At 50.4% G+C, this 13,767-nt stretch carries 14 protein-coding genes; 10 read left to right on the top strand and 4 right to left on the bottom strand.

Going from position 1 to position 13,767, the window contains the following annotated elements:
- Window positions 1-8 precede the first annotated feature (8 nt).
- The 3 genes from tnpC to tnpA (ACYQ3L_RS25300) are packed head-to-tail and all read right to left on the bottom strand — an operon-like array spanning window position 9 to window position 2,335.
- A complete protein-coding gene (tnpC, locus tag ACYQ3L_RS25290; RefSeq protein ID WP_459952459.1) occupies window positions 9-1,556 on the bottom strand; it encodes an IS66 family transposase in 1,548 nt (515 codons plus the stop codon).
- 51 nt (window positions 1,557-1,607) lie between these two features.
- On the bottom strand, window positions 1,608-1,970 hold the full coding sequence (gene tnpB / locus ACYQ3L_RS25295) for an IS66 family insertion sequence element accessory protein TnpB (protein ID WP_459952231.1): 363 nt from the start codon (window positions 1,968-1,970) through the stop codon (window positions 1,608-1,610).
- Entirely contained in the window at window positions 1,970-2,335 is a 366-nt protein-coding gene (gene tnpA / locus ACYQ3L_RS25300; protein WP_459952460.1) for an IS66 family insertion sequence element accessory protein TnpA, read from the bottom strand. The genes tnpB (ACYQ3L_RS25295) and tnpA (ACYQ3L_RS25300) overlap by 1 nt, the downstream gene beginning before the upstream one ends.
- Before the next feature lie 138 nt (window positions 2,336-2,473).
- On the opposite strand from tnpA (ACYQ3L_RS25300), the gene ACYQ3L_RS25305 reads away from it, so the two are divergent.
- The 4 genes from ACYQ3L_RS25305 (at window position 2,474) to ACYQ3L_RS25320 (ending at window position 4,979) form a co-directional block, all read left to right on the top strand.
- Window positions 2,474-2,794 carry a phospholipase D-like domain-containing protein gene (locus ACYQ3L_RS25305; protein ID WP_459952506.1) on the top strand — a complete coding sequence of 107 codons (321 nt, stop codon included), beginning with the start codon at window positions 2,474-2,476 and terminating at the stop codon, window positions 2,792-2,794.
- Window positions 2,791-4,095: a DUF3440 domain-containing protein gene (locus ACYQ3L_RS25310; RefSeq protein WP_459952457.1), complete on the top strand. Its 1,305-nt coding sequence runs from the start codon at window positions 2,791-2,793 to the stop codon at window positions 4,093-4,095. The genes ACYQ3L_RS25305 and ACYQ3L_RS25310 overlap by 4 nt, the downstream gene beginning before the upstream one ends.
- A 137-nt stretch (window positions 4,096-4,232) precedes the next feature.
- On the top strand, window positions 4,233-4,748 hold the full coding sequence (locus ACYQ3L_RS25315; protein WP_459952547.1) for a ParB N-terminal domain-containing protein: 516 nt from the start codon (window positions 4,233-4,235) through the stop codon (window positions 4,746-4,748).
- Between the two features lie 6 nt (window positions 4,749-4,754).
- Window positions 4,755-4,979 (top strand): hypothetical protein, encoded by a 225-nt coding sequence (locus ACYQ3L_RS25320; RefSeq protein ID WP_379994406.1) that lies wholly within the window; start codon window positions 4,755-4,757, stop codon window positions 4,977-4,979.
- A 731-nt stretch (window positions 4,980-5,710) separates the two neighbouring features.
- Here the strand turns inward: ACYQ3L_RS25320 and ACYQ3L_RS25325 are convergent.
- On the bottom strand, window positions 5,711-5,872 hold the full coding sequence (locus ACYQ3L_RS25325) for a hypothetical protein (protein ID WP_459952507.1): 162 nt from the start codon (window positions 5,870-5,872) through the stop codon (window positions 5,711-5,713).
- A 279-nt stretch (window positions 5,873-6,151) separates the two neighbouring features.
- Here ACYQ3L_RS25325 and ACYQ3L_RS25330 point away from each other — a divergent pair, with 279 nt between their 5' ends.
- From ACYQ3L_RS25330 to tnpB (ACYQ3L_RS25355), 6 genes are all read left to right on the top strand, one after another.
- Window positions 6,152-6,946 (top strand): DUF3575 domain-containing protein, encoded by a 795-nt coding sequence (locus ACYQ3L_RS25330; RefSeq protein WP_459952508.1) that lies wholly within the window; start codon window positions 6,152-6,154, stop codon window positions 6,944-6,946.
- Window positions 6,947-7,321: 375 nt separating this feature from the next.
- Complete coding sequence (locus ACYQ3L_RS25335) at window positions 7,322-8,665, top strand: DUF5119 domain-containing protein (RefSeq protein WP_459952509.1); 1,344 nt, start codon at window positions 7,322-7,324, stop codon at window positions 8,663-8,665.
- Between the two features lie 236 nt (window positions 8,666-8,901).
- Entirely contained in the window at window positions 8,902-10,728 is a 1,827-nt protein-coding gene (locus ACYQ3L_RS25340) for a fimbrillin family protein (RefSeq protein ID WP_459952510.1), read from the top strand.
- A 495-nt stretch (window positions 10,729-11,223) separates the two neighbouring features.
- Window positions 11,224-12,876 carry a hypothetical protein gene (locus ACYQ3L_RS25345; protein ID WP_459952511.1) on the top strand — a complete coding sequence of 551 codons (1,653 nt, stop codon included), beginning with the start codon at window positions 11,224-11,226 and terminating at the stop codon, window positions 12,874-12,876.
- A gap of 141 nt (window positions 12,877-13,017) precedes the next feature.
- Entirely contained in the window at window positions 13,018-13,371 is a 354-nt protein-coding gene (gene tnpA / locus ACYQ3L_RS25350) for an IS66 family insertion sequence element accessory protein TnpA (protein ID WP_459952315.1), read from the top strand.
- Between the two features lie 3 nt (window positions 13,372-13,374).
- Window positions 13,375-13,746, top strand: a complete 372-nt coding sequence (gene tnpB / locus ACYQ3L_RS25355) for an IS66 family insertion sequence element accessory protein TnpB (RefSeq protein WP_459952316.1) — start codon at window positions 13,375-13,377, stop codon at window positions 13,744-13,746.
- Window positions 13,747-13,767: the final 21 nt, after the last annotated feature.

Genomic DNA, 13,767 nt, shown 5'->3' on the forward strand with positions numbered 1-13,767 from the left:
GATTTATATTAATGTTGGCCCGTCGGCAGCCAGGCTCCGGGCAGCAACAGATGCAGGTCTTCCGTTTTGGTATCAGGTAACCGGTTCAGGACATCCGTAAGCCAGGCTTCGGGATTCACGCCATGCAGCCTGCATGTACCCAGCAGGGAGTAAATGATAGCGGCATGGTAAGCAGCCTGATGGCTGCCGCAGAACATATAGTTTTTCCTGCCTACGGCCAGGCCTCTAAGGCCATTCTCGGCACCGATATTGGATATCTGATATCTTCCGTCGATGACATAGCGCACCAGGCGGGGATAAATATTGTAGGTATAAGCGATTGCCTTTCCAATGAGGGACTGCGGCAATACCTTCGGATACTCATCCAGCAGCCAGCGCTCGAAAGCCTTGAGGATGGGATAGGCTTTGGCCTTACGCTCCACAGCAATTTGTCCGGGAACAAGACAGGTTTCCCTGAACTGCCTCTCCAGCCGGTAAAGCAGCTGTATTTGATCCATGGCAAAGGATGCACGCACAGGGTCATTCTTTAATGCCGACTCAAACCGTCTGCGGGCATGGTCCCAGCAGCCCAGCAACAAGACATCCTTCTTGTTCTCATATATCCCGTAGGCGGCGTATGCGTCGCTTTGGACGGCTCCCTTAAAATTTCTCAGCAGTTCTATCACCACTTTCTGCCCTCTCGAGCCGTGGTCGTAATGGAAGAAAAGCTTCCGCTCTTCCGGCGCCTTGACGATCCAGTGGTAGCCTTTACGGGTTGCACCGGGCTTGTCCCTGTCCACTACCGGTATGAAGGTTTCATCCATCTGGATGTAATCCGATGCCAGCACCTGTTTCCTGAGTTCGAGGTATAAGAGTTCCAGCAGGCAGGCTGAACCGGCATTCCAGCCGTTAACGGTAGAAGCGGCCAGTTTTATGCCTTGCCGGCTGAAGATGTCGATCTGACGGTAATAGGGAAGGTGATCCTGGTATTTGCTTACCTGCAGGTGTGCCAGCAGCGACGCTCCTGCGTTACTCTTTGGCAGCGGCAGGGACGGAAGTTCCGCTATAACCACGCCCTGATGGCCGGCCAAGGCATATTTCTTGCGGATAATCCTGCGCACATACAATGTTCCCGGTGTATATTCCAGTATCTCTGTCACTTCCTGACCGATGCAGGTACTTCCTGCGGGTATCGGATCGGGTTCTATGATTTCTTCTTTACGTTCCAATCCGGCTGGCAGTTCCTGGCGTACCGGTTTAGAGGAATTTTCCTTTCTGGCCTCACGTTCGTAAGTAATGGTTTGACGCAACTCTTCAACCAGCGCCTTTTCTTCTTCCGGCAGGCTGTCAACACCCTCGAAGGCCAGGCTCAGCTGGTTGGGATCTTCCTTTACATAGCGTTCAGACGAACGTCCGAACATGGCCCGGCGAAGATAAAGGAGTTCGTCGGTAAGTTTGCTTAGTTTGGACAGTAGATGTTCTCTTTCCATTTCCAACGCCCTCTGTTCTTCCATCAGCTGATGGTTGAGTTTCAGTACCTGACGTAATTGTTCTTCCAAATCTTCTTTTGATTCCATGTATGAAAGATACACATTTTTTACCGGATATACAAGCGTTAATCCTTTTATTTATAAGGTTTCGACGGGTTTTTCGTATCTTTTTTTGTACACTACTTTTTCCAGGCTGATGCCGTCGGTCATCATCACCAGTTCAACCCACTTTAAGCGGTAACAACCTGTCTTTTCATCATAATGAGGGCGGCTGAACTGTCCTTTCTCCAGCCTCTTGTGATAGATAACGTAACCCCCGCTTTCCCAATGTAGCAATTTCAGCGTTCGCCGGCTGCGACTAAGAAAGATAAAAACTTCGCCGCTGGCCGGGTCATGCCGCATAACAGAGGCGACGATTCCCGACAGCGTGTCAAAGCCTTTGCGCATGTCGCAGGCACTCGAATATAAGTAATACTTATCCGTTTCTCCCAGGCTGAACATCAGACTTTAAGTTTTAGCAGTTCGGCCAGCTGGCCTATTCCGATGCCCGGCTCAGCCGGAAGGGCCAGTACCACCCCGTTCGGGTAGCGAACCTCTATACCCCGGACAACTTCGCTGGAGGGCGTATCTACTATCCAGACAGGGACCAGGCGGCAGGGCTCCGGTTCTGCTGCCGGCTCCGACGGTGCTCCCTCTGCGTGAATGGCGTCGTAGCGGTGCTTCCACTTATAGAATGTGTGCTTGGACATGCCCAAGCCTCTATACCACGCTTCGGCTCCCCGTCTACTTGTATAAAAACTTTCTATCAAGGCAAAGCCTTCGGCTTCGCTCAACGCCACTCCTCGCACATAATCGTTCGTTTCCATAGGTTTTTTCCTCAAAGGTAAGAACTCGCGTACGGCTTTGCAAGACGCGGTTACCCGAACTATTACGATATACAAACCTGCCGAATAGAAAAGGTCTGGGGTACGGATAAACGCCTGTATGAACTGATCGCTCCTTTTGTGATGAACCCGGAAGTTATCCGCCTGAACGGAGGCTACCCTTTCAAAAACACGGAAGACCACCTTTGGTATATTTCCGTCAAAGGGAAGAATATGGTTACCGGATTCATTTCCATTGTCAACGACCGTTTGTGCAACGACTTTACCTGGCAGGATAAGGACTTGTTACGGATATTGATCGAACGGGCCTTGATGGATGTAGAGAAAGGGACGCCCGTTACTTTCGTTGCCGACAATTCCGACCGGCCTATCCTTGAAGAAATGGGCTTCTCTGTAGATAAGGAATGGACGAAGTATTTTAAAATGGCAAAGATCATATGAGCGGCTGTGAAAAGAATGTTTATGAGGTCACCCTGGAGCGTACCGGATATATATTCTCGGAATTTGAGAATATATACCTGGCTTTCTCGGGAGGCAAAGACAGCGGGGTGATGTTCCATATTGTCCTCGACTATATGCGCCGGCACGGGATAAAGCGTAAAATCGGTGTGCTGTATATGGATGTGGAGGCTTCCTATAAAAGAACCGCCCGTTTTATAGAGCGGATGTACCTCGATAACCTTGACCTTATCGAACCCTATTGGGTGTGCCTTCCGATGACGACTACCAATGCGGTTTCCATGTACGAGCCATTCTGGATCTTCTGGGACCCTGCCAAAAAAGATAAATGGGTACGCCCGATGCCGGAACATGGCTTCATTATCAATAAGGATAATCATCCCTTTGATTTTTACAGGGAGAATATGACTTTCGAAGAGTTCACTCCTCTGTTCGGCGATTGGTATGCCCGGCAGCACGGGGATAAAAAGACCGCCTGCCTGATAGGTATCCGGGCCGACGAAAGCCTGAACCGTTATCATGCCGTCTCCCGGAAGGATAAGCTTTCCTATAAGGATAAAAGCTACTCAACCCGGATATCGGACAATACCTATAACTTTTACCCTATCTGTGACTGGCGCACGGAGGATATCTGGACATACAACGGCAGGTACCGCAAGCCCTATAACAGTATCTACGATTTGTTTTATATGGCGGGAGTACCTTTGTCCGGGATGCGGATATGCGAGCCTTACGGGGATGAGCAAAAGGCGGGGCTAAACCTTTTCAACGTATTGGAGCCCGAAACATGGGTAAGAGTAGTAGACCGTGTCAGCGGAGCCAACTTCGGGAATATCTATTGCGGGACCAAAGCAACGGGAGCCGGGAGGATAAGCCTTCCTCAGGGACATACATGGAAAAGCTACTGTAAGTTCCTGCTGAGAACACTTCCCGGAGAAACCCGCAGGATATATACGGCCAAATTCATAAAGTTTACCCGTTACTGGAACAGTACCGGTTCTCCTGTTAGCGAGGAAGACATCTTCGAACTGGACCCGGATATGATCGTCAATACCCGGCAGTATAGCAAACGGGGAAAGGGCGACAAATATGTCGTGCGTTTCAAAACCATACCGGATGCATTGCTCGGCCTGGATAACAAAACGGATTTCCTCTCCTGGAAACGTATGTGCATGGCTATCCTTAAAAATGATATTACGTGCAGGACCCTGTCTTTCTCGATGACAAAGAAGCAGATATTAAGGCAACAGGAATTGATCCGGAAATACGAAGAAATGCTATGAAAAATCAAAACGAAGAAAATCATGTTTTTCAACAAATGACTGCATCTGTATGCCGGTATATAAAAGACATGAAAGATACGGATGAAAAAATAGACACCCTTAATTATGTCCGCTCGATGTTACATGAGGTGAGCCCGATGAAACACCATCCGGTAGACTTCGTCGCATGGGAAAGGTCGGAAAACATAGAAGGCAACGACTATAACCCGAACAGTGTTGCCCCGCCGGAAATGGCCCTGCTGGTTACCTCCATCGAGGAAGACGGCTATACCATGCCTGTTGTCGGCAGTCCGGAAAAGGATATCATCCGGATCGTGGACGGGTTTCACCGCAGGAAGGCTGAGCGCAAATCACGTAAGATATCCCAAAGTACACAGGGCAGGCTTCCCGTGACTTATATACGTGAGTCCAGGCGGGAACTGAGTGAAAGGATGGCTTCAACCATACGCCATAACCGGGCCAGAGGTACCCATGACATAAGCCTGATGTCGGAAATCGTAAGGGAACTGATCTCCATAGGAAAATCCGGCACATGGATATCGAAACATATCGGGATGGACATGGATGAAATACTGCGCTTAAAGCAATTGACCGGGCTGGCCGCTTTATTTGCAGACCGGGAGTTTTCGGTAAGGGATATGGAAAAAAGATGAAAAAGGATGAAAAAAGAAAAAACGGAAGACAGCATAGTTTGCAGATCATTCAGGCTGCACCTGCCGCAGGGCCGTACCGCGGATATAACCGTGGAAGGCAGTACGCCCGCCGACTGTTATCTGACAGCAATGCGGCGGACGGCTACACAGTATCCGGGCTGGAGGAGTATAGAGGTAATAGCGTGCTATGATCCGGAAAGCACCGGTTACGTATTTGAAACTAATTTTTAAGCTTATTACAAATGATCACTTGTTAATAATTAACATTATCGCAACTATATGCACCTATAGTTGTGAAATAGACAATAAACGGGTAAAAATGGGTAATAGTATTTTGATTACCATCTCCTGCTTTTCCTGTTACTTTGTATTAGTACAATATCCGGCTTCCAGAGATGCCAGAATCCTTACGCTTACGACGGTGATTTGTTTGAATTTGTTTACACTTATTCCGTCCGGGAGGCATTCTGTTTATACGGGCCGGCGCTGGTATATTTAATGGAATCCTATGATAAGACTATACAGTTTAAGCAGATTTTCCGCCGTTTTTCCTTGGATGCGGGCTTTCATTTTTCCGCCTGGAAATTTGGAAGTTAGCCGTCTTTTGAGAGAGACTAACCTTAGCCTTGTTACAGGGGCGTCCGTCTTACACGCGCCTGAAATATACCTATATATTTGTAAACGCCAAATCAAGCATGCTGTTTGCGGCATCTTTGATCTGGCGTTTCCGTGTTCCTGTATCCACCACTTTACACACGCTTCAGCCGTATTCCTGCGGATGCCGATTTGGCAATGCCGTCGGTTCGCCGGAGCTAATCCGTTAATTATCCAACCAATTACACGACGCCTGACAGGAATAGCGTGATATAACAGACTACAAAAATATGAAAAAGAGAACAGACATAAGCCCGGCCTACCTGCGGCATTCGTTGCTTGTGATAGCTGTTTTGCTGTCCATCCTTTCACCCGCGGTTATCCGTGCGCAGGCTTCCCCTGCTGCTGCCATAAACAGTATCGACCCTTATGCCGCTAAAGTGTTTTACTTCCCCTACGCCAAGGCCGACCTGCTCCGGGACTACCAGGACAACCGGCTCATGTTCGATGCGCTGGACTCGCTGCTGCATATCCCGTCTGTGGTCGCGGGCATCGATACGATCCAGATCATCGCCGGCTGTTCACCCTCGGGCAGCCGGCCGTATAACCTCAATCTGGCGCGCCGCCGCGCCCAGTCGATGTGGACCTACCTGCGCTGGCAGCACCTTGCCGTAGCCGAACGCTTCCCGGTGGATATAATGCCGATGGGAATCGACCACGAGGGATACAAGGCTTTGCAGCAGAGCGGCCGCGGCCTGAGCGAAAAGCAAATGTGGAACCTGCTGCAATACGTGTCCGTACGGCTGAAGATGAAAGACGGCAGCTATATCCACAGGGGAAACGCAAGCCCCCTCAAAAGCCTGCTGGAAGGCTACCGGCCGGCCCTGCCCGTAAGGGACACGGTTTATATCTATACCGAAAAGCTGGTAAGGGACACGGTATATATCGAAAAAAGCGCGTTCCGCATAAAGAAAGATACGGTATATGCGGCCGTACCGGTTGTACGCCTGGCCAGGAACGGATACCGGCCCCTAAGGGGCAAAGCCCCGTTGCGGCTGGCACTGAAGACCAACCTGCTGTACGACCTGGCGCTGCTGCCCAACCTCTCGGTGGAGGTGCCTGTTGCCGGACACTGGTCGGTAGCCGTCAACGGGGCTTTCAGCAAATGGGACACCAAAAGCCCCAAATACCGGAGCCACCAGGTCAATTACGCAGGACTCGAAGTACGGCGGTGGTGGGGCAACAGGCAAGGCAGCCCCTTGAACGGCCACTTTGCCGGGATATACTTCACGGGCGGTGTCTACGACCTGCGGCTGTTCACCAAAAGCCTCGACAGTTACGGCTACCTGAGCCACTGGAGCTGGTCGGCGGGAGCGGTATATGGCTATTCCCTGCCGCTGTCTGCAAAGCTGAACCTGGAGTTCAGCGTGAATGCGGGCTATTTCACAGGGGAATACCATGCCTACAACCGCAGCCGCTGTACGGACTGTTACCCGGAACGAAAGACCGGGACAAGAAATTACTGGGGCCCTACGGGAGCGGGGGTGTCGCTGGTCTACCGCTTTGGGATGGATAATTTGAGAATTAGCAGATATGAAAATTAGCAAATTCGAATATTAGCAGATTAGCAAATGAAATGAAATTAATGTACCAAACAACGTTCGCTGAAACGTAGGCGAGGCAATATGCCGATGTGAAAATGTGCCAATGTAAAAATTAAAAATGAAGAAGAATTATATATCGCTTCGCGCTATTTGCCAATGTTCAAACAACATTCACCGAATTGAAGACGAGTTAAATATGCTCATTGAAAAACATGTAGTTTGTGTAACGTTTGTGTATGGAGAAATATTGTGAGCCGTGAGGCTCGCAGTATTTCAAATATTTTGAAAACCGGAAGCTCATAAAAACAGGGGATAAAAAGAGGAAAGTGAAGAATGAAGAATGAAGAATGAAGAGTGAAAAACGAAGAATAAAATATGAAAGTTAATAACACGACAATCAGAATTTCAGACGGGAGGAAAGCTATTTTCCGCTTCCAGTTATCTGTGTTATACCGGGAAAGCATTTTTCGTTTAAAGCATTTGCTGTTGTTGCGGGACAACGCCCGGCGGAGACAACAGTTGCCTGCTTCACCGGGTAACCGGCATATTTGCCTTTACCGCTTTGCGCATAATTGGCACATTGGCATATTAAAACATTTACCCATTGTATTATGCCTGTTGCTTACCGGATGCCTGCGCGAACTGAGCGTGGACGACCCGTGTCCGCCATCCGGCGGGGAAGTGCCGCTACAGGTCGTCATACACTGGGAGGATAAGCCCGTGAACACATTGCCGGAGTATATGCGCATTTACTGGTATCCCCGGACAGGGGATATAGTGGCAGCCGACCTGCCGGCCCGGGGCGGTATGGAAAAACTCAGGGAGGACACCTATACAGCCATATGCCTGGACTACTACAGGCCTCAAACGATAGATTTCAGGGCTACGGGCAGGGACGCCGGGCAGTTCGAAGCCTATAATATACCCACTACAGGCCTGTACAACCAGTATGCCGATCCGGTGCCCGGTGAAGCGACTGTTGCCGAGGCGTACCCCTATGTTTTTTATGCCGATGCGCGCGAACAGCTTGTAGAAAAGCAGTCCGTCAGCGCGGGCGATACATTGAAGCTCCATTTCTACCCGCAGAATGTACTGCGCGAGTTTACTTTCCTGATATACGGCGTGGAGGGCGCCGCGAACATGGCAAAGAACAGCGGGGCCATATCGGGCATGTCGGCTTCGTACTTCCCGGTTACAGGTACACTGGCAGGCACACCTTCCACCGTTTTGTTTACGCGGGTCACACCGCTCACCCGGGGACAGGGGCGTAACTGGACTCAGGAGCAGAAGGAATTGTTCGCCCGTAAAAACCCTGACTGGGCCTCGTCCGACCCGCTAAAGGGCTGGACTAGTGACTGGATAACAGGCAAATTCAGCACCTTCGGGCCTGTGGATGCCAACAACCCGGACATCCGCCTTACGGTGGAAGCATTGAGCAGCGCCAACCGCTATTATTACGGCGCATGGGGCTACTGGTACGGTAAGTGGGAAGACTCGGTAGGTATCCAGATACTGGGGGCTATGGGCGGGCCGTCAGGCCGCGGCACATGGGAAGAACAAACGGCCTGGCGGGAACAGAACGGAGGGTTCGATATCATCCTCTACAACGATGGCAGGCTGGTTGTGCCTGACGGCGGTGGCGGAGGCCAGCCGGGCGGGGACGGAGGATTCGATGTCGACCTGGGTGACTGGGACAATACACACGTTCCCATACAGTAGGGACGCCCCGCGGTTCGGATACGGGGCTATTAGCAGATTTGCAGATGAGCAAATTAGCAAATGTTTTAGCTGTTAGCTGATGGCTCTTTTCCGCTTTGCGCTGCTAAAGGCTAAAGGCTATAAGCTAACGGCTGCATTAGCCAATTAGCAGATGAAGTTATTTGAAATATTTATTTAAAATAGAAAACCCGCCGGATACAAACGTAATCCGGTATTATTTACTAAACAGTTGAAATATGAAAATTTTGAAAACCAAAACTATTAATGTGGTACGCATGGGCGGTTTCGCCCTGTTGCTGGCCGCTTCGGGCGTATATGTCGCCTGCAGCAGCGACGACAATCCTGCCCAATCCTTACAGGGACAAGGCAATGAGATCAACTTCCGGGCCTTGGGTGACCGCCCGGTAACCAAAGCTTCCAGTACGGTAACGGCCGATATCACTTCCTTCACCCTGCAGGGCATCTGGAATGCGGGTACTGACGACGCACAGAAACGCCTGTTCGACGGGGTGGTGGTGACACGCTCCGAAGACGGGACTTCATGGGATTACAGCCCGAAAAAGACATGGCCGGACAACGGAGAAGTCAGGTTCTTCGCTTACAGCCCGGCCAACTCCGTGAATGTGACCAACGGCTTCAAGGGAGACCTGGAACCGGAGATAACCTATACGGTGCCGATCCTACCCGAAAAGCAGGAAGACCTGCTGGTAGCGGTCAGCGATGAACTGAGTGCCGGTACCGTACCTGTTAACTTCAAGCATGCGCTAAGCCGGGTGCTTTTCCGTGCCCGGAGCAAGAAGGCCGACGTACCGGTTAAAATAGAAGAGGTGACTTTAATGAACCTGTATACGACCGGGACTTGGAAACTGGAGCCCGATGTACTGTTATCTAAATCCGGGGTGACACCCAATGCGGATGACGACTACAGCAGCGGCGTACCGACGGACTTATCACCATTCACATATGCGACGTACAACACAAGTTACGCTACGGCCCAGATGCCAGAATATGAAAATGCCGCTTACCTGACCTATACAAGCGGGTCTAACGAGCACTTCTGGCAGGTTGACCCGACCAAACAGGACGACTACACCGTTGACCTGAGCGCATCGAATACCGTGGGAAAGGATTATACCTCTATCACAGGGAAAACGCAGGGCCTGATGGTGATGCCGCAGGCTACGGCGTTCACCGGCACAATTGCCTCACCGAATTCCACGGACTTCTATGTGCAAGTGAAATACAGCGTGGGGGGCCCTGAAGCGCAGGCGAAAACGAAAAACATCCGGGTATACGACTGGTGGAAGAAAGCATGGGGAAGCTTCACCTTCGAGCCGGGTAAGCAATATACATTCGATATGGAAGTAGATCCGGAGGGGATGATCACGTTGAGTGTGGGTCAGGTGGCTGCGTTTACATACCCGCCGATTGATGTGCCGAAGAAATTTGCAGTGGGGGATATAGTGCCTCTGGGGGTGGACGGCGCAATGGCGTTGGTGACGCAAGTGGACGCTTCCGACGATAGCCACGGCTGGGCCCTGGGCGCGACGCCTTTACTGGCTTACTCGACGTCGACTCCTGACGCGACCAGTTTCCCAGCTTCTGGCCCGGCCTATTATGCCGACTGGGCAAATGCTGCCATTGATCTCTCCGATTATCCTATGTACGAGTGGTTCGTCGAGGCAAACCATGGAGAGCGAGACCAGCGGGCTTGGGTTGAAGCCAAGTGGGCCACCGTTCCACAAATCATGGATGCCTTGGTCAATTCCCCCGCTTCCGCTGTCCTATCTTTCTGGATTCCCGCCTTCGGCCTGACCCCGTCCTCGGGCAACATATATCCCGTCGTCACTGCTCCATCAGTGTTCACTGCGTCCGTCGCTACGTTCGCCGACCACTACGGCGAGGGAGGGAACCCCATTAATATCGCAATTGCGAGTGGAACGGTCAGTACGCCTTGGGCCGGGAACGTCGCCGCTCACACGAGCGCCGGCTTCTCTGATTGGACATATCTTCCCGCGAAATACCGACCCCAAACTGTATGGTTTTACCTCTTACGCTTCTAGAAACTTTTTTAAGATTGTTATCGAGCTATTTCAGCCGCTCTCATAGCCGGCTAAACCCCACCGACCTTCCCCACCCTTAGGGTAGCGCCAGGTGTCTGTTGCACAACTAAACAAATTTAATATTTTATGAAAACAGACATTGTTCATGAAAAAATATATATTGAAAATCAACCTGTTATGAATATAAAAAACTCCATTTTATTTTAATTTGTAGCAAAATGTGAGTTGTGCAACAGCCACGCCAGGCTACCCTTAGCAGGAGAAAAAAAAGGTCGAAGCCAACTAAATACGCAGAAACCCGCCCGGCATCACGTCCGGGCGGGAATTTGCTTTTACAGGGCAGGTTAGCAAAACCGTGGATACGGCTACGCAAAATGCTAAAAAACCTCGGCAAACGGCTTGGGATATGGCTTTTAGCCATAGCGGCCCTGATAGCTTACGTTAGAAATAGAAATAAAGAATAACCCATCATTAACCATCCTACAAAACAATAAGATGAAACCAGTTTTAAAGGCAGGCTTTGCAATCCTTTGCTGCCTGTTTGTCTTTGCGCTGCTCTATCTGCCATATAAAGGCTATGCCTGCTTCCGTCAGTTCATCACCGGTATAGATAAGGTAACCGGAGGATACGGACAGGCCCACCCCGCACCGGCAGACTATTACGCCCTGCTGGCGGTATTGCTGTTGCTGGCGGCGCTGGCAGCTATGGCCGTCCGGCGGTGCGACAGCGTGTATTTCTACCTGCGCCGATCGCTATTTTACTTCCGGCGTGCACTGATGAACCTGTTCAATGATGTGAAGACAACGGATATGCTTATCCTTGCCATCCCGTTTTTTGCTACCGTTTATTTCGGGCTTACCGTTCCGGTACATTTCGACGAGGCCGCCACCTACATAGGCTTCGCATCCAAACCCCTATATTACTGCATGCTGCATTACCCGGAACCCAACAACCATATACTGCATTCGGTTATACTGCATTTTACCACGCTGCTGCCTTATACAGACCTCCTGGTGAAGGTAAGGATACCCGCTATCCTGCTATCGCTGCTGACATGGATGGTTTGCTGGTCGTTTCTGAAACGTTACTACAAAACCAACACCGCCTTATTTGTCACCGGCCTGTACCCGGTAGTATTTATGTCCCTGCTTTACGGCTTCTCGTCGAGGGGATACTACCTTGTCCTGCTCTTTCTGATCATCGCCCTTTACGCGGCATATAATATCATCCACGACGGCAACAGGAAGAAAGACTGGCTGTTTTTTTCCGTAAGCAGTATCCTTGGCTTTTATGCGATGTCTTCGTTCTTATACCCTTTTGTTACGCTGAATGTGATACTGCTCGTTTTTTACCCTAAGGGTCTTAAACGGCAATTGCTGTCCGGCGCGTTCATCTCGGCGGCCGTCCTGCTGCTTTACAGTCCGGTCATCCTGCTGGAGGGTTTCGCATCCATAGGTAATAACGGCTACGTTACGCCCAGAGACAGGCTTGCGGTACTGAAGGAATTGTTTCCCTTTTTGGGAACGGCGCTGCGTGATATTTCCGGTGTGGAGTGGTATGTTGTACTATCCGTATTGGTTCTGTCCCTGCTGGCGCTGGTTATAAACAAAGATAAGCGGCGGTTGTCCGTGGCGGCTGTCTGGCTGTTGGCGCCGGTACTCCTGCTGACCGTACATTCGGTCATCCCTTTTTCCCGTACCTTTTCCTATTACGGGTTCATACTCGTCTTTATTGCAGGTATCTCCTTTGAGAAATATACCGGTAAACTGAACCGGCGGGTTTTAACCGGTCTGGTGGTTATCGTCCAACTGGCCTGCTGCTTCCATTTCAACAGTAAAATCAGGGCATACATGCCTTATGATTATGCCATGGATGAAATGGCGCGTTTCGTCTTACGCGACGCGGATACCTGTTTTTACGCGTCCCTCTACGGCAAGGTGCAGTTTGCCTTCAGGCAATTGAGGAAGAACCCGGACATGCCGGTTCCCGATGAGCGGCTGATCCGCACCAGCCGGGTCGGGTATACCAGCGCGGATACCATCGTTAACTACAGGTATGTGCTTATCGACAGGGATCTGGACAAAACCTACTGGCGGATGCCGGTGTATCAGAACAAGTATCAGAATGTATATGTGAATGAGGAGTAAGCCTTCCACCAAGTGCATGTTGCCGGGATAAAAGTAAGTATTCGGTTAACCCTGTCAAGTAGCGTAATAAGTAAGTATTCGGTAAACCCTGTCAACGAGCGGGATAAAAGGTTTCTACCTTTGCAATAAAAAAGAAATTATATGCAAAGTAAGAAATGGACGCTGTCGCAGTTTGAAACGATTTATGCGCGTTATCAGGAAAGCGGCTTAACGCCGAAAGCCTTTTGTTCGAATGAAGGGATACTGACGGACCGGTTCTACGAATGGCGGAAGAAGCTGTTAACAAAAAACGGTGATTTTATCCCGGTCAGGATAAATGACAGGGGACAATTACGGTTACCCGGACGTGATAATCCCCCGCACTGCTCCTGCGATCCGGTACCCAACCAGAGTACTTGCGAGATAGCCTATCCCAATGGGGTCACCGTCCGGCTTAACGGGCCTGTTTCCCCGGAAATGCTGCGCACGCTTATCCTGTTAAACCAGAGCCGATAGCCCATGTTCAGCCTGAACGAATCGAACCGGTATTATTTATACCCGTATCCGTGCGACATGCGCAAAAGTTTCTACACCCTGAGCGGCCTTGTGACTAACCAGATGGGCATGGATGTTCAAAGGGGCGAGGCCTTCATCTTCATAAACAAGAGTTGTACTTCCATGAAAATCTTACATATGGAATGCGGCGGCTTGGTTATCTACCACATGAAGCTGGAGCAGGGGTTCTTCCACCTTCCTGATATGGATACGGGCCAAAACCGGCTAAAGGCACAGGAAACCTTTTGGAATGAGCTTGTACTGATGGTTCAGGGGATAGATACAGGTAAGGTAAAACGGCACAAGAGATGGCGTCCGGATAAGTGGAATTTATAACGAAATATCCCCTGGAAACTA

Source organism: Dysgonomonas termitidis (genome assembly GCF_054657735.1).